Origin of the sequence: Flavobacterium alvei (genome assembly GCF_002920895.1) — a bacterium.
Lineage (GTDB): Bacteria > Bacteroidota > Bacteroidia > Flavobacteriales > Flavobacteriaceae > Flavobacterium > Flavobacterium alvei.
Genome location: NZ_PQVG01000003.1, coordinates 378,338 through 404,703 on the forward strand (window position 1 = coordinate 378,338; position 26,366 = coordinate 404,703).

A 26,366-nucleotide genomic window follows, 5' to 3' on the forward strand; every position below is an offset into this window, starting at 1 on the left:
AATTTTCATTAAAATTGGGGACTTTTAAATTAACAAATAATTAATGATTTCAAATAAGATTAACCTGCTGTTTTTGTTGCTGTTAACTTCTGTTTTTGCACAACAAAAAGTCTCCGTCGAAGCCATTTATACCGGGCAATTTCAAGCCAAACAGATGGATGAATTGCAGTCGATGAAAAATACCAATCAATATACAGTTTTAAATTATGACCAATCCAGTAGAAGTTTGCAAATTGATGTATTTGATTTTGCTACTTTAAAAAAAGTAAATACCCTGATTGAGACCAAAAATCAGCCCAAATTATCCGACGGAATTGATAGTTATATTTTTAGTTCAGACGAAAAACAGCTGTTGATTGCCAATAATTCTAATCGAATTTACCGTCATTCCTTTACTGCCGATTATTTTCTGTACAATCTCGAAACGAAAGAATTGAATAAAATTCTTGAACAAGTTCAGGAGCCTACTTTTTCGCCTGACGGAAAAAAAATTGGTTATGTAAAAGAAAATAATATTTATATTTTTGACATAGCTTCAAAAACAAATTCCCAAATTACTACAGATGGAAAGAAAAATGCCATAATAAATGGTATTACGGATTGGGTTTATGAAGAAGAATTTGCGTTTGTAAGAGCTTTCGATTGGAGCAAAGACAGCAAAAAAATAGCTTTTATCCGTTTTGACGAAAGCCAAGTTCCAGAATTTTCAATGTCGATTTTTTCTAAAGATTTGTATCCAAAAATAGAAACTTTCAAATATCCGAAAGCGGGCGAAAAGAATTCATTGGTTTCTTTGCATTTATATAATGTTGATTCCAAAACCACCAAAAAAGTTGATTTAAGCACCTATTCTGATTTTTATATTCCAAGAATTGAATGGACAAATGATGCTAATGTTTTGTCTGCAAAACTATTAAATCGCCATCAAGATAATCTAGACTTGTTATTTGTAGATGGAACAAGTGCAGCAACCAAAGTGGTTTTGAACGAAAAAGATAAGTCGTATATTGATTTTGTTGATAAAGATAATTTGACTTTCCTGAACGATAACAGTTTTATTTGGACTTCTGAACTAGATGGTTTCAATCACATTTATTGGTATGATAAATCAGGAAAATTAATCAATCAAATTACCAAAGGCAATTGGGAAGTGACTGAATATTATGGTTTTGATGAGAAAACCCAATCGGTTTTTTATCAATCGACTGAAGAAGGTTCTATCAATAGGGCTGTTTTTAGAATGGGTTTGGATGGAAAAAACAAAACCCGTTTATCACAAATATTAGGCACTAACGCTGCTACTTTTAGTCCAAATTTTCAATATTTTATTAATACTTTTTCGACCGCTTCACAGCCAACTATTTATTCATTGAACGAATCTAAAACTGGAAAACAACTTCAAGTAATAGAAAACAACGAAGCTTTGGCGACAAAATTAAAAGAGTACAATTTGCCGCAAAAAGAATTTTTTGTTCTAAAAACGGAAAAGGGCAATGAATTAAATGCTTGGATAATGAAACCAAAAGATTTTGATTCTTCTAAAAAATATCCCGTTTTTATGTATCAATATTCTGGACCAGGTTCACAGCAAGTAAATAATGAGTGGGGGAGCTATGACGATTATTGGTTTGCAATGCTCGCACAACAAGGCTATATTGTAGCTTGTGTTGATGGTCGAGGAACGGGTTATAAAGGAGCTGCCTTTAAAAAAGTGACTTATAAAGAATTAGGAAAATACGAAGTCGAAGATCAAATTGATGCCGCTAAAGTAATTGGAAATTATCCTTATGTCGATAAATCTCGAATCGGAATTTGGGGTTGGTCATATGGTGGTTTTATGTCTAGCAACTGTATCCTGAAAGGGAATGACGTTTTCAAGATGGCAATTGCAGTGGCTCCTGTAACTAACTGGCGTTTTTATGACAGTGTTTATACTGAAAGATATATGCAAACACCGCAGGAAAATCCTAGTGGATATGATAATAATTCACCCATAAATTTTGTAGAAAAACTAAAAGGCAAGTATTTGTTGATTCACGGATCGGGTGACGATAATGTTCATGTGCAAAATTCGATGCAAATGATGGAAGCTTTAATTCAAGCCAATAAGCAATTTGATTCCCAAATATATCCCGATAAAAACCACGGAATTTACGGTGGAAAAACAAGAATTCAATTGTTCAATAAAATGACTAATTTTATCAAAAATAATTTATAATAAAAACCTTAACCAAAATAAATAATATGAGTGAAGCAGCGGTAAAAACAGGACATCCAAAAGGACTTTGGGTATTATTTGGAACAGAAATGTGGGAACGTTTCAATTTCTATGGAATGCGAGCAATCCTAACATTATTCCTCGTGAATTCGTTAATGATGAAAGAGGAAGACGCTTCTTTGATTTATGGAGGTTTTCTCGGATTATGTTATTTAACTCCAATGTTAGGTGGTTTTGTCGCTGACCGTTTTTTTGGAAATAGAAATTGTATTTTATTAGGAGGTTTGATGATGGCTATTGGGCAATTTTTATTGTTTGCTAGCGCTAGTATTTTCGGAACAAATTTAAGTCTTGCCAATACCTTAATGTGGTCAGCTTTAGGGATTATTATTTTTGGAAATGGGTTTTTCAAACCAAATATTTCCAGTATGGTGGGAAGTTTGTATCCAAAACAGGAGAAAAGTAAGTTGGATACTGCGTTCACCATTTTCTACATGGGGATTAATTTAGGTGCTTTTTTAGGGCAGTTGATTTGTCCAATTGTTGGAGATGTTAAAGACAATGCCGGAATCCGTGACATTCATGCTTTCAAATGGGGATTTTTGGCAGCATCAGTAGCAATGTTAATTGGAACTGCTATATTTTATATGTTGAAAAACAAATACGTTGTTACACCCGAAGGAAGACCTCTTGGTGGATTGCCATCCAAAAATGAGGCTTCTGATTTTGAAGAAGGCGAATCTCAAAAAGCCGTTTTCTCTCAAACAGCGTTAATTATTGCTGGGGTTGTATTTTTGGCATTAGGTGCAATTATTCACTTTGTTTTTGATCAAAATTTAATTTATACCTTAATTTATTCGAGCGGTTTAACATTAGCTGGATTAATTGTTTCTGACACTTCATTAACCAAAGTAGAAAGAGATAGAATATTTGTAATCTATATCGTTGCTTTCTTTATCATTTTCTTTTGGGCAGCATTCGAACAAGCAGGTTCTTCTTTAACTTTTATAGCCGATAATCAAACCGATAGAAACTTCTTTGGTTGGAATATGCCACCATCTATGGTTCAAATTTTTAACGGATTGTTTGTAGTTGCTTTTGCTATTCCGTTTAGTATGCTTTGGGATTATTTGAGAAGCAAAGGCAGAGAGCCTATTTCGCCTATGAAACAAGCTTTTGGTTTGGCTTTGATTGCTTTGAGTTACTTTATCATCGCTCACAACGTAAAAGATTTAGGAAATAATGGACTTTTGGCTATCAAATGGTTGATTCTTTTGTATTTAATTCAAACTTGTGCCGAATTGTGTTTGTCGCCAATAGGCTTGTCTTTAGTAGGTAAATTATCACCAAAGCGTTTTTCTTCTTTATTATATGGAGTTTTCTTTTTGTCCAATGCTTCGGGTTATGCCCTTGCAGGAACTTTAGGCTCAATTATGCCTGCAACAGGAGATAAATTTATTAAAGCCAAAGAATTAGGAATCGATTTGCAGGGTGTTTTAGATAAAACTGTTGTTCCAACGGCAGAACAATTAAAATTATTGGCAGCCAATCAAATTAGTGATCATAACCCAATTTTTGCAGGTTTTGAAATCCATAATTTATATGAGTTTTTTATGGTTTTTGTTATTTTATGTGGAATAGCAGCTATTATTTTAGCGTTCTTAACACCAAAATTGAAAAAAATGATGCACGGCATTCGTTAATTTTTTTATTCTTTTTTCAAACCTACAAGAGATTCCTGTAGGTTTGTTTTTTAATACTATTATATGACTCAAAACACCACCGATCAATTTTTCAAGAATCCCGTTTTAGGACATCCTTCAGGATTGTTTATTTTGTTTTTTACTGAAATGTGGGAACGATTTTCTTTCTATGGAATGCGTTCTTTACTTATTTTATTCTTGACAGCATCGGCAATGGACGGCGGTTGGGGATGGACTAGAGAGACAGCATCCTCACTTTTTGGATCTTATGTGGGATTGGTTTATTTGTCCACGATGCTAGGCGGTTATTTTGCCGATAAAATTATTGGTTTTCGTTGGGCTGTAGTCGTTGGAGCTTGTTTGATGACTTTAGGACATGCCTCGATGGCAATAGAAACCGAATTTTCTATTTATCTTGGATTGGTTTTACTGGTTTTTGGTAACGGATTTTTCAAACCCAATATGACTTCCATCATTTCTGAAATGTACAAAGACCGTCCAGAGAAAAAAGATGGAGCTTATACCTTGTTTTATATGGGTGTCAATGCTGGTGCTTTCTTCGGAATATTGCTTTGTGGCTATTTGGGCGAAAAAGTAGGTTGGAGTTACGGTTTTGGTTTGGCTGGAATTTTCATGTTTTTTGGAATGCTACAATTTTGGTTATCCCAAAACATCTTTGGAACCATTGGTTTAAAACCTAGTGCGGAAAGTAAAGCAAAAGTACAAGCGGCCGATAGCGACAAAAGAAATCCCTTCACGCCAATTCAATTGGGATTAATTGCTATTATGGCCACTTTAGGATTGCTATGGATTTTGAACGCTCCAGTTTCAAAAATTTCTGGTGGTAAAATAGATGTTTTCGCTTTTCTAGGCGAAAACGGAAATTCGATAGCAATTCTAACAGCCTTAATTTTATTTATAGGCTTACTGGTTTACAGATTTACTCATTATTCTCAAATTACAAGAGAAAAATTAATGGCAGTTACTTTTTTTGCTTTTCTAACTATTTTCTTTTGGGCCATATTCGAACAGTCACCCAATAGTTTAACCATTTTTGCTTCTGATTATACCAATCGTGTTTTGGAAGGCAATTGGAGTGTGACTTTTTTAGTGATAAACTCCTTAATTACTATTTTGCCATTAGCCATTATCACTTGGGTTTTACTGTTATTATTTAAGCAAACTTTTAAGACCTATACTTTGGCTTCGGTGATTTTAAGTAGCAGTTTTGTTATTATTTGGACCATTGCCATTTGGATGTTGGTTAAAGATTATTACAGTGCAGGCTATTTATCCTTATCCGATGAAACTTTATCATTTTTGAAAATTGAAAAAGTAACAGAGCCTTTGACTGAAGTTCCTGCAACCTGGTTTTCGACTTTGAACTCTTTATTTATCATTTCTCTCGCTCCATTATTTTCGAAATGGTGGGAAAGCAAATACAATCCATCTGCCAACAACAAATACGGAATCGGAATGGTTTTACTTGCCATTGGGATGGCTTGTATCGCTTTTGGAGCCAGCGGAATTGAACCTGGAGCCAAAACAGCTTCGGTGAGCATGATTTGGTTAATATTAGTGTATCTTTTTCATACCATGGCCGAATTGTGCATTTCGCCAGTGGGGTTATCCAATGTGAGCAAATTAGTTCCAGCCAGAATGATTGCATTTATGTTTGGCGTTTGGTATCTTGCCGTCGCAATTGGTATGAAAGGAGCGGGAATGTTTGGCGAAAATATCGATAAAATTGCCGATGAACACGGGCTAAGTTACTTTTTTTGGATGCTAACAATTATTTCAGTTGTGGTGGCATTTTTTGCATTTGTAATGGCTCCAGTCATAAAAAAATTAATGCACGGAGTAAAATAACGGCACTATTTTTGAAACTAAAAACGAATTAAATTATATAAAAATGAAAAAAATATTTTTAACATTACTATTAGTTGCGGGCTCTTTTGCCATTCAAGCTCAGGAACTAAAATGGGAAACCGATATCAACAAAGCAATAACTGTATCTAATAAAACCAAAAAACCAATGTTGCTATTTTTTACCGGTAGCGATTGGTGCGGTTGGTGTATTCGTTTGCAAAAAGAGGTTTTGAAAACTCCAGAGTTTGCAACTTGGGCAAAGAAAAATGTGGTTTTAGTAGAATTGGATTTTCCTAGAGCTGTGCCACAATCGGATGCGATAAAAGCACAAAATAATGCTTTGCAGCAAACTTTTGGAATTCAAGGATTTCCTACGATTTATTTTGCTACTGCAAAAGTGAATGCAAAAAAAGTTCCAGCTTTTACAGGTATAGGAAGCACGGGTTATGTCGCTGGTGGTCCAAAAGCGTGGCTGGCAGTCGCCGATGGCATTTTGAAAACAAAATAGTTTTATTCAACTCTATAAAATCCCTTTTCGCCAGTTGCGTGAAAAGGGATTTTTGCTTTCAAGCAAGTCGCTTTCCACAGTTTTTGAATATTCCTAAAATTCGAAGCATCGGCAATTACTATTTTGGGTTTTATAGTTTGTAGAAAACGTTCCATATTTATTTTTGGTGATTGGGTCATTACTACAATATCAGGATGAATGTCTTTTGGATAAACTCCTAAACTATCCACAATCAGAATTTTATTTCCATCAAAATAGAGTAGGTTTTGTACTCTCTTCGTACTCGTTAAATGACTAAAATTTCCCATCAAATAAGTGGAAACTGTTGTATTTTTTGAGGCCGTTTTCATCAGACTGTCATTAGAATATAAGATCACATTTTCTCCATTTCGTTCTGCAATCAGTGTATTTTTCTTCGAGTTGAAAACCACCAATTCTTTTTGGTTTCGAATCATCCAATGGTTTCCAAAATAGGAAACTTGGAAAATAATTACGGCTATCAATGCCAAAACCAATCTATTGAAATTCGGTTTTTTGAACCAAATTATTGTGGTAATGATCAAAAGATAACAACTCAATAACAATTGCCAATTGAATGGAATTTCTTTAAAAATAAACTGTTCTAAAGATGCGATAGTATTGATGATTTTATCCATAAACCAAATACTCCATTCCAAAGATTTAGACAAAAACATCGGAAGCCAATCAACCGCTGCCAAAACCATTACCAAAACGCCCAAAGCCATTATCACAGTCAAAAACGGAATAATGACCAAATTAGTTATAAAAAACAAACCTGGAAATTGATGAAAATAATAAATACTCAACGGTAAAGTACCAATTTGTGCCGCAAACGAAACCGTTAGAATTTCCCAAAAGTATTTGCTGATTTTATATTTTGGAGTGCAAAGTTGGGCTAATATTGGTTGCAACCAAAGTATAAAAAACAAAGCAAGATAACTCAATTGGAAACCCACATCAAACAAAAATGAAGGTTCAAAAAGCAAAATTAGCAACATAGAAACCAACAAAGTGTGGAAAATATTGGTGCTTCGTTTGAGATACATTCCAATAGCAACAAACGAAAACATAGTCACCGAACGAAGTACAGATGGAGCCAAACCAGCAATCACACCAAAAGCGGCAAGCGAAGCCAGAATAATAATTAATTTGATGAAAGAACCTCGTTTAGTATTAGGAAAAGGCTTTAAAATAAAAGTTACAAAAAGCAAAATAAATCCAATATGCAAGCCCGAAACCGACAAAATATGTACCGCACCGGCATATTGATAATCCTTGATAATATCAGGCGAAATGTCCTGTTGTTGTCCTAAAATCAAGGCAATAGCAACATGGAGTTCGGCTTTATTGAAGTTGTTTTTCTCTAGGTTCTTGATAATTTTTGACCGTAATTTTGAGGTATAATACCAAATATCTTTTTTGATTATTGAACCTATTTTAATATCTGAAATATCGGCATACATTTGAGCATAGATTTTTTTGCTTTCAAGATATTTGCCATAATCAAATTGGTTTGGATTTTTGGCAGGACCACTTTTGTAGAGATTTCCAGTAATTTGCAAATGAGTACCAATCTCGAATGGACGATTTAAGCTGTCTTTTCGAATATTTAACAAAAGTCTCCCCGTATTTGTTGCATTGTCAATTCGATTCACAATCACAATATAGCGGTCGTTGTAAATAGAACTTCGCAGTTTTTCTCGAATAGTAATCGACACCGAATGTGGTTTTTCGAAAACGGCTTTGTTGTAAATATAATTGCTTTTCTGGAAGGAATTAGTATGGATGATTTGGGTTGTAGCTCCAATTCCAAAGGCCATAATATAGGTCGTGAATTCAAAAAATAGTGGATTTACAATTTTGGTTTTAGAAATGAAAAATAAAATTCCAAAAGCGCAAAAGCCAATAAAAAGTGCTGTAAAAACAGCTATTGGATTGGGTTGAAAATAAGAAGTGGCAAGAATTCCAGCCAAAAAACCTATTGTAATTCTCGCTAAAGGAAATTGTAATACTTTCATATTCATAAAAGTACGTAATTTATTAATCCAAAATAAAATTAGGCTTCATAATAGCCTGTTTTATTCTTACATTTAGACCTTTAAATAAAAACCCAGCAATGTCAGACGAACAAAAGAAACTTCTAGAATCCCAATTATGGGCAATAGCAAATATATTAAGAGGTAAAATATCAGCTAATCAATTTCAAGATTATATACTTGGTTTTATATTCTATAAATACCTTTCTGAAAAGTTAGAAAAAAAAGCAAATGAATTTCTGAAATCAGATGGTATTTTATTTAATGACATTGATGAAAACAGCACCGATGGAAAAGCTATTTTAGAAGCCTTAAAAGAAGCAACTGTTGACGCATTAGGTTATTTCTTAAAACCATCTGAACTATTCACAAACCTAGCTAAAAAGGGTAATGCAAAGGTTATCAATGAAGACGATGAAGAACAAATTCAAAGCACATTCATTTTAGAAGATTTAGCCAATGTTTTAAACGCTATCGAAAAAAGTACAATGGGTTCAGAGAGCCAAGACGACTTTGATAACTTATTCTATGATATTGATTTAAACTCAACTAAAATTGGTAGAACTACCAAAGATAGAAACGATGTTATTGTAAAAATACTTACAGCTTTAGATGAAATTGATTTCGATTTAGACAATACCGATGGCGATGTTCTAGGCGATGCTTACGAATATTTAATCGGACAATTTGCAGCAGGAGCAGGACAAAAAGCAGGTGAATTTTACACGCCGCAACAAGTATCTTCTATCTTGGCCAAAATTGTTACTACTCGCAAAAGCAAATTAAAATCAGTATATGACCCAACGTGTGGGAGTGGTTCGCTGTTACTTCGAGTAGCTAGAGAAGTTGATGAAGTAGGGCATTTTTATGGACAAGAACAAAACCGAACTACTTACAACTTGGCTCGAATGAATATGATTTTGCACGATGTCAATTATCATAAATTCGATATTAAAAACGAAGACACTTTAGAAAAACCACAACATTTAGATTTTAAGTTTGATGCTATAGTAGCCAATCCACCATTTTCTGCTAAATGGTCTGCAAATCCATTATTTTCTAATGATGATAGATTTTCACAATACGGTAGATTAGCACCAGGAACAAAAGCCGATTTTGCTTTCATTCAACATATGGTACACCAGTTAGATGATAACGGAATTATGGCTTGTATTGCTCCTCACGGTGTTTTATTTCGTGGCGCTGCCGAAGGTCACATTCGTAAATATTTAATTGAAGATAGAAACTACATTGACGCCATTATTGGTTTGCCTTCTAACTTATTTTACGGCACAAGTATTCCAACGTGTATTTTGGTTTTAAAGAAATGTAAAGAAACTCCAGAAAATATTTTATTTATTGATGCAAGTAACGATTTTGAAAAAGTAAAAAATCAAAATGTATTAAGAGAACAAGACATTGATAAAATTATTAAAACCTATCAAAATAGAGAAATAATTGAAAAATATTCAAACGTTGCAACACTTGAAGAAGTAAAAGCAAACGATTATAATTTGAATATCCCTCGTTATGTAAATACGTTTGAAGATGCTATTGAAATTAATATTGATGCTATTGCAGTTAAGTTACAAGGTATAGATAATAAAATGAAAGAAGTCGATAATACCATTGCTTCGTTTTGTAAAGAGTTAAATATTAAAACACCTTTTTAATATGGAAACATTACTACCAAAATTAAGATTTCCAAAGTTTAAGGTAAATTGGAAAGAAGATATTTTTAGAGATTTAGTAAAAATAAATCAAGGTTTGCAAATTCAAATCTCAGAAAGATACTTGACTCAAGTAAAAGATTCACATTTTTATATTACAAATGAATTTTTAAAAGAAGGTTCAGATAAAAAGTATTTCATTAAAAATCCAACTCAAAATGTTCTATGTGATTATGATGATATTCTTATGACAAGGACTGGGAATACAGGAATGGTAGTTACAAATGTAAAAGGGGCATTTCATAATAATTTTTTCAAAATTGATTATCCCAAAACAATAGATAAAGGCTTTTTATACTATTTTTTAACAACCGTAAAGACACAAAATATAATTAAAAGTTTAGCTGGAACTTCAACTATTCCAGACTTAAATCATACTGATTTTTATAAAATAAATTTTACATATCCATCAATTGAAGAACAAACTAAAATAGCAAACTTCCTATCATCTGTAGATGAAAAACTAAACCTTTTAAAAGAAAAAAAATCACTTTTAGAAGACTATAAAAAAGGTATAATGCAAAAAATCTTCAACCAAGAAATTAGGTTTAAAGATGATAATGGTAATGATTTTGAGAAATGGCAAGAAAAGAGTTTAGGTGAAATAGGTACTTTTCAAACTAGTAGTATAGATAAACTTTCCAGAAATGAAGAAGAAGAAGTTTTTTTAGTAAACTATATGAATGTTTACAGACACGAAAACATTAATAATTACAGTAAGGCAAACCTACAAATTGTAACAGCAAAAGATAGTCAAATAACCTCTTGTAATTTAAAAAGAGGGGATATTTTATTTACTCCATCATCTGAAACTCCTGATGATATTGGACATTCAGTTGTAATTTTTGAAGACTTAGAGAATTGTGTTTATAGTTATCATTTAATGAGATTTAGACCAAATATTGAGATTGATATTTTATATTCACATTATTTTTGTAACAATGCAAAAGTCTTAGGTCAAATTTCGCGATTAGCCACAGGAAGTACAAGGTTTACTATTTCTGTAAAATCTTTTTCGTCTATAATAATTGATTTACCTAGTTTAAAAGAACAAAGAAAAATTGCTAATTTCTTTTCAGCCATTGATGAAAAAATAGAGTTAGTTTCCAGTCAAATACAAGATACCCAAGAATATAAAAAAGGGTTGTTGCAACAACTGTTTGTATAAAAACTTCGAGATTTGTCAAGAATCTCGAAGTTTTTACTATATTTGAATCGTTTAAAAGAACTCTTATTATGGAAGAAGCACCAAAAATGATTTTCAATCAGAAAATATTTGCTTTAGCAAATAAACCTGAAGTGGTTATTAAAATAAAGGAGATAAATAACGAATATTTATATTGGGATAAAGTTAAATATAAAAAAATAGTAGATTTAGATCCGGTGCAATTATGGTCTGCCGTAAAAATGGCACGAGCGGTTAACTATAAAACAATTTCTTTTGGCAAATACCAATTTAATTATGTAACTACCGATTATATTCAAAAAATCTTGCATTATTTTGATATGAATATCGGTGGTTATATGGGAGCTAAAAATGTGGTGCCCGATGCCGACAAAACACGTTATTTGGTAAGTGCCATTATGGAAGAAGCTATTTCGAGCAGCCAGATTGAAGGGGCAAATACCACCAGAAAAAAAGCCAAAGAAATGCTTCGTAAAGAAGTAAAACCAAAAACCAAATCGGAACAGATGATTGTAAACAATTATCTTACGATTAAGCACATTACTCAAAACCGTAATGACGATTTAACACCCGAAAGATTACTTTACATTCATAAACTAATTTCTTGTGATACTTTAGACGATAAAAAAGAAGAAGGTGCCTTTAGAATTTCAGACGATGTATATGTTGTCAATCATATTGATGGAGAGGTAGTGCATACGCCTCCTTCGCATAAAGAATTGGAAGTGCTTATTAATGATTTGTGTGTTTTTTTTAATGAAGATAGTCCGGAAACTTTTGTTCATCCTATTCTAAAGGCAACTATTATTCATTTTATGATTGGTTACATTCATCCCTTCACCGATGGTAATGGCAGAACAGCCCGAGCCTTGTTTTATTGGTATCTGCTTAAAAAAGGCTATTGGTTAACCGAATATTTATCGATTTCAAAAATCATTCAGGATACTAAAAATCAATATGAGAAAGCCTATTTATATACTGAAGCCGATTCTAATGATTTGTCTTATTTTATGACCTATCATTTAAAAGTGATGGATAAAGCCTTTGAAGCTTTAAAAGAATACATACAGTTAAAACAAAAGGAAAATTTACAAATTGCCAGTTTTGTAAAAATTCCTGGAGTGAATGAACGTCAGGCCCAATTATTAAAAATAGTATATGATGAACCCGAAAGTATTTTTACCGTTAAAGAATCTGAAAATAGATTTTTAATATCCAATTTTACTGCACGTACTGATTTGTTAGGCCTGGTAAATCTTGGTTTTTTAGATGTGATTCAAGTTAATAAAGTAAAACAAAATTTTGTGCGTTCAGTAAATTTCTTAGAACTTTTAGCTAAATATAAAATCAAATAAAACTTCGAGATTTATAAAGAATCTCGAAGAATTTACAAGATATGACATCACAATCCGAATTAATATTAGAACAAAACTTAATCAGTCAATTAGCAGCTAATGGATATGATAAAGTAACTATTAAAGATGAAACCGATTTATTGGTTAATCTAAAAAAGCAATTAGAAAAACACAACAACAAAGTTTTTTCTGATAGTGATTTCAAACAAATTCTAAACCATCTTTCCAAGTCAAACAACATATTTGAAAAAGCTTTATTACTTCGTGATAAGTTTGCTTTCAAAAATGACAATAACGAGTTAGTGTATGTAGAGTTCATCAATATGGATTTTTGGTGTCAAAACCAGTATCAGGTTACCAATCAAATTACAGTTGAGGGAACCTATAAAAACCGCTACGATGTTACTATTTTAATCAATGGCTTGCCTTTAGTTCAAATCGAATTAAAGAAAACCGGCATAGAATTAAAAGAGGCCTACAATCAAATCAATCGGTATCAAAAACATTCATTTTCTTCTAACACAGGCTTATTCAATTTTATTCAATTATTTGTAATAAGCAACGGAGTAAATACAAAATACTTCAGCAATTTTGGCAACAAAAAACCCGATTTTAAACAAACATTTTATTGGACAGATGATAACAACAAGCGTATTTCTAAATTAGAAGATTTCGCTAATACTTTCCTAGAGAAATGTCATTTGTCTAAAATGATAACCAAGTACATCGTTTTACACGATACAGATAAAATGCTTATGGTGCTGCGACCGTATCAATTTTTTGCCGTAGAGCGAATTATTGATAAAGTAAAAAACAGCAACAGCAACGGCTATATTTGGCACACCACAGGATCTGGAAAAACACTGACCTCTTTCAAAGCCAGTCAAATATTATCGCAATTGCCTAAAGTTGACAAAGTGGTTTTTTGTGTTGACAGACAAGATTTAGATTATCAAACCGCCAAAGAATTTAATGCTTTCAAACCCGATTGTATTGACCCGACCAATGATACTAGAAATTTAGTGCAACAATTTAAAGACACTAACAATAAACTGATTGTTACCACCATACAAAAATTGTATAATGCGATTTCAAAAGAGTATCATCTGAAAACGATGGACAATCTGAAAGACAAAAAGATTGTCTTTATTTTTGATGAATGTCACAGAAGTCAATTTGGAGATACTCATAAAAAAATCACAAAGTATTTCAATAATTACCAACTTTTTGGTTTTACAGGAACACCCATATTTGTAGATAATGCACAATCAAAGAGCAAAGAAAACCAAACTACAGCCAGTTTGTTTGGTACGCAACTGCATAGTTATGTGATTACAGATGCCATAAAAGACGAGAATGTTTTGCGTTTTTCAGTAGAATATGTGGGCAAATACAAAGAAAAAGAAAACTCTCATAACGAAGTTGATATTGATGTAGAAGCCATTGACACCAAAGAGTTGATGGAAAGCCCCGAACGATTGGAGAAAATTGCTAATTATATCATTCAGCAACACCCCATAAAAACACATAATAAAGAGTTTACGGCAATGTTTTGTGTGAGTAGCGTAGAGGTTTTGATTAAATACTACGATTTATTTCAGAAGTTAAAGCAAGAAGGCAAACACAATTTGAAGACAGCCACCATATTTAGTTATGGTGCCAACGACGATATGATAACCGATGTGGAAGATTTTGATTCCAAAGATTTTAATGAAGTAGCCGAACCAACAGAGGATTATTATGCCTATCACAAACGAGACAAATTAGAAAGTTACATTCAGGATTACAACCAAACCTTCAAAATGAATTTCTCTACCCGAGACAGCGAGTCTTTTTACAACTATTACAAAGACATTGCTAACCGAGTTCGGAACAAACAAATTGATATATTGTTTGTAGTAAATATGTTTCTTACGGGTTTTGACAGTAAAACATTAAACACCTTATTTGTAGATAAAAATTTAAAACACCACGGATTAATACAAGCCTATTCTAGAACCAACAGAATATTAGGCGAGAAGAAATCACAAGGAAATATTGTCGTTTTCCGAAATCTTAAAAAAGCTACTGATGATGCCATTGCTTTATTTTCGAATAAAGAAGCTAAAGAAATTATCATAATGCAACCCTATGATAAGTATGTAAACGATATCAACGAAGCCTATCAAAAGTTAATTGAAATTGTACCTAATTTTGAAGCCGTTGACGAATTATATTCAGAGGAGGAAGAACTAGAGTTTATAAGAGCGTTTAGAGATATAATTCGTTTAAAAAACATTATTTCATCCTACGTTGATTTTAGTTTTGAAGATATAGAACTAGATGAACAAGAATTTGAAAATTACAAATCAAAGTATTTGGATTTATACGATAAGACTAGAGAAGTAAAAGAAAAAACTTCCATACTGGATGAAGTAGATTTTGAATTAGAGTTAATTCATCGCGATGATATTACAGTGAGTTATATTCTAGCATTGCTTGCCAATCTAAAAAACAGCACACCCGAAGAAAGAGCACGCAAACAAAAAGAAATACTAGATTTGGTTGCAGGCGAAACCAAACTGCGAAGCAAAAGAGAGTTAATCGAAAAGTTCATTGTAGAAAATCTTCCCTTAATTCAATCCGAAAACATCGAAGAAGATTACACTAATTTTATGAATTCTGAAAAATTAAAAGCATTCAACAAATTTGTAGCAGACGAAAAACTAAATGCAGATAAGCTGAAAAAACTAACTGAAGATTATATTTTCACACAAAGAACCCCAACCAAGCAAGAAGTAGTGGCTGTATTAGAAAATCAACCATCAATTATGCAAAGATCTTCGATTGGGGATATGATTTTGAGCAAGTTTATGAATTTCGTGAATACGTTTTTTAACGACTAAAATAGTTTGAAAAATGGTTAAACAAAACGAATGTTTTACATTACTTCAAATCCCCCACAATTAACTTTGCGGTTTTTTCGCTAGCGCCAATGCCTCCCAATTTTTGTTCTAATAGTTCATATTTTCCCAAAAGGTTTTGGCGATAATTAGGTTCTGTAATTTTTTTCAATTCTTCACGAATGCGTTTTGAGTTGCAATCATCTTGAATCAATTCGGTAACCACTTCTTCGTCCATAATCAGGTTGACTAGCGAAATGTATTTTAGAGTAATGATGCGTTTGGCTATTTGATAGGAAATCCAGCTGCCTTTATAGCAAACCACTTCAGGCACTTTAAAAAGAGCTGTTTCCAGCGTTGCGGTTCCCGAAGTAACCAATGCTGCCGTGGCATTGCTTAATAAATCATAGGTTTTATTCGAAACAAATTTGATATTTTCTTGTGTAATAAAATCTTTGTAAAAAGAAAACTCCTGACTGGGCGCGCCTGCAATTACAAATTGATAATCCGGAAAATCATTGACTACACTTAGCATCACCGAAAGCATTTTGGTAATTTCCTGTTTGCGACTGCCTGGCAAAATGGCAATAATAGGTTTTTCGTTTAGTTGATTTTCTTTTCTAAAAACAGAGGCATCTATCGCAGGATGATTATGAATGGCATCAATCAACGGGTGGCCTACAAATTCAACCGGAAAATGATGCTTCTTTTCATAAAAATCTTTTTCGAAAGGCAGAATCACAAACATTTTATCGACATCATGTTTGATTTCAGTAATTCGGCTTTCTTTCCAAGCCCAAATTTGAGGCGAAATATAATAATGCGTTTTGATGCCAAGAGGTTTTGCCCATTTGGCAATTCGCAAATTGAAACCTGGATAATCAATAAAAATAAGCACATCGGGTTGAAAATCGACAATGTCTTTTTTGCAAATTTTGATGTTATTCAAAATAGTTCTTAAATGAAAAAGCACTTCAACAAAACCCATAAAAGCCAAATCGCGATAATGTTTGACCAAAGTGCCGCCTACATTTTGCATCAAATCGCCACCCCAAAACCGAATATTGGCGTTTGGGTCTTCTTTGTACAAAGCTTTCATCAAATTGGCACCGTGCAAATCTCCCGAAGCTTCTCCTGCTATAATGTAGTATTTCATTTTTGTAGAAGTTTATGCAAATATCGTTAAAATCGCAATGCAAATTACAGCCAAAACCACTCCACGAGCCATAAGGTCTTTTTTGAGTTTTAGTAAAATGCCAAAAGCGGCCAAATCAAGAATGGATCCTAAAGTGATTAATTTTCCTAATTTTCCTTCTGATTTTAAACTTTGGATTCCAGCCAAAAAGTCAAAGTGGGTAAAAAATGTGATAAAAAGAAAACTACCCAATATAGAAGCTAAAATTCCAATTGCAAAACCTATTAAAATATCAGTTTTATTCATTCCATTTCCAAGTATTAAGTTGTTGAATAGCGTGATGAGCTGTCAAATCAAATTGAACGGGAACTATTGAAATGTATCCATTTGCAAGAGCCCATTCATCGGTATCTTCGCCTTTGTCTTGATTGACAAATTCACCGGTTAGCCAATAATAATCTTTACCTTGAGGTGTTTTGCGCTTGTCAAATTTTTCGATCCAAAGCGCTTTGGCCTGACGACAAATTTTTATTCCTTTAATTTCTTTTTCCTTTAATTTTGGAAAATTGACGTTCAAAACAATATTTTCGGGTAGTCCTTTTTCTAAAACTTCCAAAGAAATAGTGTGTATGAATGTTTTTATTTGCTCAAAATCAGCATTCCAATCGTAATCTAATAAAGAGAAACCTATTGCTGGAATTCCTTCAATTCCTGCTTCGACTGCGGCACTCATTGTTCCAGAATAAATTACGTTTATCGAAGAATTCGAGCCGTGATTGATGCCAGAAACACATAAATCTGGTTTTCTTTTCAGAACTTCGTTAACGGCCAATTTTACACAATCTACGGGAGTTCCCGAGCAGCTATATTCTAAAATGGGAGCGTTTTCTTTTGATATTTTGTTGATGTACAAAGTGTCGTTGATGGTAATGGAATGTCCTGTGGCGCTTTGTGGACTGTCGGGCGCAACAACGACAACAGTTCCAATCTTGGACATAACATCAATCAATGTGCGGATTCCAGGTGCCGAAATACCATCGTCATTAGTAACTAAAATTAAAGGTTTGTCTTGATTCACAATGAAGGTTTATTATGTATTAGCTCTAAAATTTAAATAAAAAGCAGGGTGTTTTTTGTAAACAAAGAAACAAAATTAATCTAGTTTGAAAGTTAAACCCAAAAAAAATAAACAATTTTATATCTTTAACAAAAATTTATAGAAGGTTTTGCTTTTGTTGGCACAGTTTTTACCGTAATTTGGTTTTTAAATATTTATGGATACAATTATTAACTTTATGAAAAGAAATTATAAAATCCTTATAGCCGTAGTCCTGCTTTCGGCGACGTTATTTGCATTTAAGATTAATTCTGAAAAAAGTGCAGATCCAGAAAAAGACAAAATGTTGTTGGAATTATTGACTTTTGTAATTGAAAAAGGTCATTATAACCCAGCCAAAATAGATGATGCTTTTTCAAAAGGAATTTACAAAGATTATATTGAAGCTTTGGATCCTTCCAAAAGGTTTTTCTTGCAATCGGATATCGATGAGTTTTCTAAATACGAAACCCTTTTGGATGACCAATTGTTGAACAAAGATTTAACGTTCTTCAATCTTACCTATACTCGTTTGATGAAAAGAATGGATGAAGGCAAAGAGTTATACAAAGGTATTTTAAGCACTCCTTTCGATTATTCTATAGACGAAACTTTTAATACAGATTATGAAAAATCACCTTATGCCAAAAATTCACAAGAATTGAAAGAAAAATGGCGTAAGCAACTTAAGTTATCTACACTTTCTTCATTGACTGATCGTTTGAAAATTCAGGAAAACAAAGAAAAAGGGATTGTAGAAAAAGTAGAAAAAAGCGATTCTGATTTAAAATCAGGAGAAATGATTGATAACTCAGCCAATACAGAAAAAGATAATGCATCTGATGGTAAGCCAAAAACATTCGAAGAATTAGAGAAAATCACTCGTGAAAGTTCATTGAAATCTTTAGATGAATATTTTGGTTTTATGAAGGATTTAACCCGTGACGATTGGTTTTCGGTTTATATAAATTCGATAACTGCTAGGTTTGACCCACACACAAATTATTTTCCAGCTGAGGAGAAAGAAAGATTTGATGTTAGCATTAGTGGAAAATTCGAAGGAATTGGAGCTCGTCTTCAAAAGAAAAATGATTTTACCGAAATCACTGAACTTATCTCAGGTGGACCAGCTTGGAGAGGGAAACTATTAGAAGCAGGTGATGTTATTATGAAAGTTGCCCAAGGAAAAAGCGAGCCAGTAGATATCGTTGGAATGCGTTTGGATGATGTTGTCAAAAAAATAAAAGGCCCAAAAGGTTCTGAAGTTCGTTTGACTGTAAAGAAAGTAGATGGTTCGATAAAAACAATATCAATTATTAGAGATATTGTCGAAATTGAAGAAACCTATGCTAAATCGAGTGTTGTAGAAAGAAATGGTGTGAAATACGGTGTTATTTATTTGCCTAAATTTTATATTGATTTTGAAAATAAAGATGGTCGTGATGCAGGGAAAGATGTTGCTGCTGAAGTTGAATCTTTGAAAAAAGCAGGAGTCAACGGAATTGTACTTGATGTTCGTGATGATGGAGGAGGGTCGCTTTCGACAGTGGTTGATATTGCAGGATTATTTATCGAGCAAGGGCCAATTGTACAAATAAAATCGGCTGGAAGACAAAAAGAAGTTTTGTTTGATAGAGATAAAAAAATAGAATGGGATGGACCTTTAGTAATTATGGTGAATAGTTTTTCGGCTTCGGCTTCTGAGATTTTGGCAGCAGCTATTCAGGATTATAAGAGAGGAATTATCATTGGTAGCAAACAAACCTACGGAAAAGGAACGGTTCAAAACGTAATTGATTTGAATCAGTTTGTGAGAAGTAGTGACAAAGGCGATTTAGGAGCTTTGAAAACTACCACACAAAAATTTTATAGAATAAATGGAGGTTCTACACAGCTTGAAGGAGTGGCAAGTGATGTTGTTATGCCAGACCGTTATGCCTATTTGAAAATGGGGGAACGCGATGTGGATAACGCAATGCCGTGGGATAAAATTGATCCTGCACAATACAATGTTTGGACCAATAATTCTAAATTTAGCAAAGTAATTGCTGATAGCAAAAATAGAATTGCTCAGAATCCACAGTTCAAATTAATTGAAGAAAACGCTAAATGGATTGATGAAAGAAGCAAAGAAAATAATTATAGTTTGAAATTAGAAAACTTTAAAAAGAATCAAAAATTAATTGAGGATACTAATAAAAAATTCAAATCAATTGCTGATTATAATTACAATTTGAAGTTTACTTCTTTACCAAAAGAGGCCGAAGCGATGAAAACAGATGTTTCTCTTAAAGAAAAAAGAGAAAGATGGCACGAAAGTTTATCAAAAGATATTTATGTAGAAGAGGCCTTGAATATCTTGGATGATTTGCAATCAAAACCTGTTGTTAAAAAAGAAATTTCAGAAACGGCTAAAAATAAAAAATTAGTAAAATCATAAGAATTTAAATGATAAAATTAAATTCGTTTAGTGTATCAATGCTCCAAAAAAAGAATATGAGTTTTTGGGGCATTGTTCGTTTTTGTAGTTTAGTAGTATTTGTTTTTGGAATTTTTTCAGCTTTCGGTTTTTATAAAAGTCTAGAAACAACAGCTAGTAAAAGCCAAAAATATCCGTTTGATTATTTGCCAACATCAACGACAAATCAAATCATAAAACACAATTATTTTACGTTGTCTTATAATGAAAAATACGAACAAGCCGAATGGGTAGCGTATGAATTGAAAAAAGCGTATGTGAAGAATAGTAATTTTAATAGACCTTATTTCATTGAAGACCCAAAGGTAAAAACAGGTTCGGCTGATTGGCGAAATTATAAAAAATCAGGATATGACAAAGGCCATCTTTGTCCAGCGGGTGATATGGAATTTGCTATCAATGCTTATAATGATACTTTTTTTACTTCGAATATTTCTCCGCAAACACACGATTTCAATGGTGGAGTTTGGAACCGATTAGAACAAAAAGTGCGTTATTGGGCTACTAAATATGATGGAGTTTATGTCATTACGGCGGGAGTCTTACAACCTAATCTAAAAACTATTGGTCAAGAAGAAGTTTTGGTTCCCAATTATTTTTATAAAATTTTGTTGGACAATTCTAATGGGCAATATAAAATGATTGCTTTTTTGATACCAAACTCCAAAAGTGACAAACCTTTATATGAATTTGTGGTTTCTGTAGATAGCATCGAAAAAATGACAGGAATTGATTTCTTTCCAAAACTAGATGATAAAACCGAAAATAGTTTAGAGAAAAATAGCGATTACAAGGCTTGAAGTTTTTGAAAAAATTTAATTCATTTATTTTTTGGTATCTCCATTTTGAAGTGGGCACGAGCCTGAGGCATCGCGCTAGCCGTTGAACTTATTTCTGCTCGGACCAGCTGGGGGAGTCTAGTGTTACTTATTGCTTGCACTGTTAGAAAGCACTTTCGAGAATGTAAATTCATTTATTATGTCTGTAGTTTCTTCATCTGATTTTATGGGTCTTAATTGCAATTCTGCACCCTTAATTTTAAAATAATGTTCAGATTTTGAAATTCCTCGACCTAAAGATAAAATCGAATCATGCTTTATGATGTACTTAAAGTAAATTGTGCTTTTAAAATTTGAGTAAAATATTGAGCCTCTACCATCTTTATTAAAATATAATTCGGCCGAAGTCTCAGGAATCTTTCCAGTCCAATGTCCAACCAATCTATTCTCTTCTAATTTTATATTAGAGCAATTTATCATTAAAAACAAACACGCTAATCTACTGTATTTAAAAAGGTTTGTTGACATAATCTCTTTTTTGTATTGTTATCCCGATCGATCGGAGATCTAAAATAGCCCTTGTTTGGAAAGCGCAAATTTCTAATCTGTGCCCATAAAGTTAATCCATAAACTAGCCGCCAAAGAGAGCCATATAAACAAGGTTTTAAACCTTACCACTCATTTACCTTATTGGCATCCATTTTTATAAAAATAAAGAGCAAAATAGTGAAGCCCCAGCTAGTCCGAGCATTAGTAAATTAAAGGCTAGTGCGAGCTTCAAGCTCGTACCCACAATCAAAAATGAACTTAATATAATGCTCGGACAAGTGGGGTTTTTAAAGAAACACTACCACTCATTCACCTTATTGGCATCCATTTTTATAAAAATAAAGAGCAAAATAGTGAAGCCCCAAAGTCCAGAACCTCCATAAGAAAAGAAAGGCAATGGCACTCCAATGGTTGGAAAAACACCTAATACCATTGCTATATTTACAAAAAAATGTGTGAATAAAATAGCTGCTACGCAATAGCCATAAACACGACTAAATTTTGTTTTTTGTCTTTCGGCTAGGTAAATTATTCTAAGAAACAAACCAACAAACAAACCGACTACAATCAATGAACCTATAAATCCCCATTCTTCTCCAACCGTTGTGAAAATGTAATCCGTATGTTGTTCGGGTACAAATCCACCTTTTGTTTGTGTTCCTTCAAGAAACCCTTTTCCAATCCAACCACCCGAACCTACGGCAATTTCTGATTGGTTTGTATTGTATCCAATACCTTTCATATCGACTGATTTGCCAAGTAAAATATTGAAACGATCTCGGTGATGTTGCTTGAATACATGGGTAAATACATAATTTACAGATAGAACAAATCCAGAAATTAAAACAAAAAGGATGCTGCTAAATACAATGTTTCTATCTCCTAATCTGGATTTAAAATAGATAATTACTATGACTAATAATGCCAAAAGAATTACATATTGGGGTTCTAAAATGAGCGTTAATACAAATAGAAGAATAGAGCAAAATCCTGTCAATAAATACCAAGCAGGTAAGCCTTCGCGAAATAAAACGATAAAAAAGATACTATAAATTAATGCGCTTCCTGGATCGGGTTGAGGTAAAATGAGCATTACAGGTAGAAATACGATTGCTAATGCCTGAATTTGTCGATTTACATCTTTCAAATTAATTTGTGAATCGCTTAAATATTTTGCTAAAGCTAGTGCTGTTGCCGCTTTTGCAAACTCCGAGGGTTGAATTGTGAAGCTTCCAATACCATACCAACAGCGTTGGCCAGCGATGGTTTTTCCTAAGGGAAATAAGCCTAACAATAATAATAATGCGATTCCATAAATGATACTAGCATATTTTTCATAGAATTTTCCATCAGCATATAGAATAATAAAAATTAATGGAATAGTTAATATGATAAAAATAAACTGTTTTTCGGCTGTTCCTTCCATAGAAGACAAGGAGGAAGAGTAGATGTTCAACCAACCCAGGATAACCAAAACTATATAAATAGCAATGCAAATCCAGTCGATATTATTGGTTAAACTTTGGTTTTTCATTTGGTATGAATCTTTTAGGGTTTTTTAGTAGTATCTATTTTTACTTTTGGGACAACAATTTTGCTTTTTAAGATAGAATCCTTTTTTCTCATTTCTTTTTTTACCACTTCCGAAAGTCCACCCAACTTGGCATATTGATCTTGCAAACTTCTTTCTAATGTTCTTTTTTCTAAATCGGTTCTTGTGATTTTTCCTTTAAGGTATTTTTCAATCATTAAACTGGCAATTGGTCCTGCAATTACTGATCCAAATCCTCCATTTTCTACCAATATGGCGATAGCAATCTTAGGGTTATCTTTCGGAGCAAAAGCAACAAAAATGGAGTGATCTTCTAGTTGAGTTCTTTTGCCATTTATTTTTGCAAAATTCTCGGCTGTTCCTGTTTTTCCGCAAATATCAATGCCTTCTACACGTAAACCCGCTGCTGTACCAAAATTATATACATCAAACAAACCTTGAATCATAGGTTTGAAATGGCTTTTGTCAATGGTTGTAACGTGTTTAGTGGTGAATTTTTTATCGATTTTTTCACCTTCAATTTTCTTGATGATATGAGGTGTATAATAATAGCCTTCGTTAGCAACGGCCGACATCATATTGGCCAATTGAATTGGAGTCAACAAAACTTCTCCTTGACCAATGGCATTGGATATGATGGTTTTTCCACTATATCCCCAACCAGGATATATTCTTTTATATGTTTTTGAATTGGGTATTTTGCCTTTTTTTCCTGTTGGCAAATCATAGCCCATAAATTGTCCGAGACCAAAACTTTTGACATGATTACTCCAAACATCTACAGCGTAAGGGGTACTTTTGTATTTGCCAATGGTTCGTAAATACACATTAGAAAAATAAGCGTTACAAGATTTATAGATGCCAACATTAAGATCTCTCGAGCCACCACCACAATGGCACCTTTGGAATCGTCCTGGAGCATAAGCAAAACCGTGGTTGCACATAAATGTAGAGTGGGTGTCAATCACATTTTCTTGAAGACCAACAAGCCCTGTCAATATTTTAAACGGTGAGCCAGGAGGGTATTGTGCCAGTAGTCCTCTATCAAAAAGTGGATTTGCGATAGAATCACGATACAACATCGTATAGTTTTTAGATCGTTGGCGACCTACTAAGATTGCTGGATCATAATTTGGTGCGGTCACCAAGGCTAATATTTCACCTGTTTTTGGCTCAATAGCCACAATTCCACCTCTCTTGTTTATCATTAATTCCTCGCCATACTTTTGAAGTTCCATATCAATGGTTAGGTTAATGTCTTCTCCTTGAACGGCGATTGTGTCATATTTTCCTTCTTTGAACGAACCAATTTCGCGATTGTATTTGTCCTTTTGAATGTATTTCACCCCTTTAATTCCGCGCAAAACTTCTTCATAGCTTTCTTCAACCCCTTGTTTTCCAATTAAATCACCGCTATTGTAGTATGGATTTTTTGCTATTAAATTTTCGCTAACCTGTGTAATAAAACCAAAAATATTCGCTCCAAAATTAACTTGATAGTCTCTTAAGGAACGTTTTTGAAAATAGAATCCTTCAAATTTTCTAATTTTTTCTTGAAAAGCTGCAAATTCACTTTTGTTCAGTTGTGCTAAAAAAACAGACGGCAATCGAGGACTATATACTTTTGCTTTAGCAATTTTTTCTAAAAAATCTTCTTTTGAAATAGCTAATAATTGGCAAAATTCTAAGGTGTCTAAATTTTTTATATCTCTTGGAATGACCATAATGTCATAAGACGGCTGGTTGGCTACTAGCAATTTGCCGTTTCTATCATAAATATAACCTCTTTCGGGATAGTCATATTGTATTTTGATAGCATTATTGTCTGATTTTAATTTAAAGGAATCATTGATAACTTGCAAATAGAAAAGGCGTAATACCAGTAAAGACGCTGCAATAATAATCATTGAAGGGAGCAATACTTTTCTCATCGTCTATTTGGCTTTGTAAGATAGATTATAATGATGCAAATTAATAATGTAAAGATTGTGCTTAGTACGGTTCGTAATAAAATATCTAATAGTAAAGTAAATTTAAACGCTTCTAGAGTAAAGAGAATTAAATGATGAATTAATACGGATAATAATAGAAAAGAAAATCTTTCGGGTGTTAGAACATCATTTAGCTTAATAGTTTGGTATTCATAGCTTAATCCGAACGAAAACTTAAAAAGATACGGTCTGTAATAGGCCAAAATGACACAAGCTGCGGTGTTAAATCCTCCCGAATTACTGAATAAATCCATCATCAACCCTAGAAGAAAACTTGCTGCTAAAAGTCCAGATTTATTGCCGTTTACAGGATATAATATAATAAATAGAATATAAGGATATGGACTAATAAAGCCCCAAAAGTTCATATTATTGAAAATAATAATTTGAACTGTTAGCAGTATTATAAAACGAAAAATATTTACGAATAAAACACTATTCATCTTTTTCTTCCTTTTTTTCTAAATTGATAATTTCTTCTCGATTTTCGTTCTTGATGATATACACATGACCTAAATTGGTCATATCATTAAATAATTTCACCTCAATGGTGTAATAATGAGTTTGATCATCTATTTTTATTCTATCAATGGTTCCAATATTAATGTTTTCAGGAAATATAACTGATTGTCCACCTGTTACAATGGTATCACCTTTTCTAATTGAGGCTAATCTTGGAACATCTGTCAATTGAACAAAACCTGTGCTTTTTCCATTCCAAGTCAAAGAACCAAAATGATTTGACTTTTTCAGCTTAGCGTTTATTCGAGATTTGTTATTTAAAATACTTATTACCGTAGAATAATTCTTAGAAGTATTGTCAATTATTCCAACAATTCCCAAACTATTAATTACTCCCATATCTTGTTTCACTCCTTGAAGGCTACCAGAGTTTAAAGTAAGGTAGTTTTCTTGTGAACTAAATGAATTGTGAATTACCTTTGAAACTATGATATCTGAGGGTTTTATACCTTTTATAGAGTCTAATTTAGGAGCTGCAGTGGTGTCTTTGGTATGAAAAAGCATGCTCCTTAACTGAGCATTTTCTTGAGCAAGTGCATCGTTTTGAGTTTTTAAATTCAAATATTCATTAACATTATTGATTCTTTCATAAACTCCTCCGCTCAAAAAATTGGCCGAACTGATAATCTTACTTCGGTGATAAGAATGGGATTGAATAGAAAGAAATAGCGAAATGCCCAAAAGCAGCAAAAACAGCAATCTATTACTGTTTTTATAAATAAAATTAAATATTTGCTGCATTTTTTAGCTGTATA

At 32.9% G+C, this 26,366-nt stretch carries 19 protein-coding genes; 10 read left to right on the top strand and 9 right to left on the bottom strand.

The annotated features are described in order from the left end of the window. Positions 1–43 precede the first annotated feature (43 nt). From C3L50_RS07010 to C3L50_RS07025, 4 genes are all read left to right on the top strand, one after another. Positions 44–2,218 (top strand): S9 family peptidase, encoded by a 2,175-nt coding sequence (locus C3L50_RS07010; protein WP_103805448.1) that lies wholly within the window; start codon positions 44–46, stop codon positions 2,216–2,218. A 26-nt stretch (positions 2,219–2,244) separates the two neighbouring features. Further along, the gene (locus tag C3L50_RS07015) at positions 2,245–3,921 is read left to right on the top strand and encodes a peptide MFS transporter (RefSeq protein ID WP_103805449.1); all 1,677 of its coding nucleotides are present in this window, start codon (positions 2,245–2,247) and stop codon (positions 3,919–3,921) included. Positions 3,922–3,984: 63 nt separating this feature from the next. Beyond that, entirely contained in the window at positions 3,985–5,790 is a 1,806-nt protein-coding gene (locus C3L50_RS07020) for a peptide MFS transporter (RefSeq protein ID WP_103805450.1), read from the top strand. Between the two features lie 43 nt (positions 5,791–5,833). After that, positions 5,834–6,298, top strand: a complete 465-nt coding sequence (locus C3L50_RS07025; RefSeq protein WP_103805451.1) for a thioredoxin family protein — start codon at positions 5,834–5,836, stop codon at positions 6,296–6,298. 2 nt (positions 6,299–6,300) lie between these two features. On the opposite strand, the gene C3L50_RS07030 is transcribed toward C3L50_RS07025, so the two are convergent. Further along, entirely contained in the window at positions 6,301–8,337 is a 2,037-nt protein-coding gene (locus C3L50_RS07030; protein WP_103805559.1) for a ComEC/Rec2 family competence protein, read from the bottom strand. 98 nt (positions 8,338–8,435) lie between these two features. On the opposite strand from C3L50_RS07030, the gene C3L50_RS07035 reads away from it, so the two are divergent. The 4 genes from C3L50_RS07035 (at position 8,436) to C3L50_RS07050 (ending at position 15,511) form a co-directional block, all read left to right on the top strand. Beyond that, on the top strand, positions 8,436–10,028 hold the full coding sequence (locus C3L50_RS07035; RefSeq protein ID WP_103805452.1) for a type I restriction-modification system subunit M: 1,593 nt from the start codon (positions 8,436–8,438) through the stop codon (positions 10,026–10,028). A gap of 1 nt (position 10,029) precedes the next feature. Further along, the gene (locus C3L50_RS07040) at positions 10,030–11,253 is read left to right on the top strand and encodes a restriction endonuclease subunit S (protein WP_103805453.1); all 1,224 of its coding nucleotides are present in this window, start codon (positions 10,030–10,032) and stop codon (positions 11,251–11,253) included. A gap of 68 nt (positions 11,254–11,321) precedes the next feature. Next, positions 11,322–12,626, top strand: coding sequence for a Fic family protein (locus tag C3L50_RS07045; RefSeq protein WP_243400349.1), 1,305 nt, complete (start codon positions 11,322–11,324; stop codon positions 12,624–12,626). 41 nt (positions 12,627–12,667) lie between these two features. Continuing rightward, positions 12,668–15,511: a type I restriction endonuclease subunit R gene (locus C3L50_RS07050; RefSeq protein ID WP_103805455.1), complete on the top strand. Its 2,844-nt coding sequence runs from the start codon at positions 12,668–12,670 to the stop codon at positions 15,509–15,511. Between the two features lie 40 nt (positions 15,512–15,551). On the opposite strand, the gene lpxB is transcribed toward C3L50_RS07050, so the two are convergent. From lpxB to surE, 3 genes are read right to left on the bottom strand one after another with little or no spacing between them, the layout of a single operon-like run. Next, positions 15,552–16,664, bottom strand: coding sequence for a lipid-A-disaccharide synthase (gene lpxB, locus C3L50_RS07055; protein ID WP_103805456.1), 1,113 nt, complete (start codon positions 16,662–16,664; stop codon positions 15,552–15,554). A gap of 12 nt (positions 16,665–16,676) precedes the next feature. Then, entirely contained in the window at positions 16,677–16,949 is a 273-nt protein-coding gene (locus C3L50_RS07060) for a hypothetical protein (RefSeq protein WP_103805457.1), read from the bottom strand. Continuing rightward, positions 16,942–17,721: a 5'/3'-nucleotidase SurE gene (gene surE / locus C3L50_RS07065; protein ID WP_103805458.1), complete on the bottom strand. Its 780-nt coding sequence runs from the start codon at positions 17,719–17,721 to the stop codon at positions 16,942–16,944. Before surE ends, C3L50_RS07060 begins: the two co-directional genes overlap by 8 nt. A 196-nt stretch (positions 17,722–17,917) precedes the next feature. Here surE and C3L50_RS07070 point away from each other — a divergent pair, with 196 nt between their 5' ends. After that, complete coding sequence (locus tag C3L50_RS07070; protein ID WP_103805459.1) at positions 17,918–20,179, top strand: carboxy terminal-processing peptidase; 2,262 nt, start codon at positions 17,918–17,920, stop codon at positions 20,177–20,179. A 56-nt stretch (positions 20,180–20,235) separates the two neighbouring features. Beyond that, the gene (locus C3L50_RS07075; RefSeq protein WP_243400350.1) at positions 20,236–21,018 is read left to right on the top strand and encodes a DNA/RNA non-specific endonuclease; all 783 of its coding nucleotides are present in this window, start codon (positions 20,236–20,238) and stop codon (positions 21,016–21,018) included. A gap of 123 nt (positions 21,019–21,141) precedes the next feature. On the opposite strand, the gene C3L50_RS07080 is transcribed toward C3L50_RS07075, so the two are convergent. The 5 genes from C3L50_RS07080 to mreC form a co-directional block, all read right to left on the bottom strand. Then, complete coding sequence (locus C3L50_RS07080) at positions 21,142–21,525, bottom strand: hypothetical protein (protein ID WP_133158858.1); 384 nt, start codon at positions 21,523–21,525, stop codon at positions 21,142–21,144. A gap of 319 nt (positions 21,526–21,844) precedes the next feature. After that, positions 21,845–23,080: a rod shape-determining protein RodA gene (gene rodA / locus C3L50_RS07085; RefSeq protein ID WP_103805462.1), complete on the bottom strand. Its 1,236-nt coding sequence runs from the start codon at positions 23,078–23,080 to the stop codon at positions 21,845–21,847. A gap of 14 nt (positions 23,081–23,094) precedes the next feature. Beyond that, positions 23,095–25,029: a penicillin-binding protein 2 gene (gene mrdA, locus C3L50_RS07090; protein ID WP_103805463.1), complete on the bottom strand. Its 1,935-nt coding sequence runs from the start codon at positions 25,027–25,029 to the stop codon at positions 23,095–23,097. Next, positions 25,026–25,532 carry a rod shape-determining protein MreD gene (locus tag C3L50_RS16465; protein WP_103805464.1) on the bottom strand — a complete coding sequence of 169 codons (507 nt, stop codon included), beginning with the start codon at positions 25,530–25,532 and terminating at the stop codon, positions 25,026–25,028. The genes mrdA and C3L50_RS16465 overlap by 4 nt, the downstream gene beginning before the upstream one ends. Further along, a complete protein-coding gene (gene mreC, locus C3L50_RS07100; protein ID WP_103805465.1) occupies positions 25,525–26,352 on the bottom strand; it encodes a rod shape-determining protein MreC in 828 nt (275 codons plus the stop codon). The genes C3L50_RS16465 and mreC overlap by 8 nt, the downstream gene beginning before the upstream one ends. Positions 26,353–26,366 lie beyond the last annotated feature (14 nt).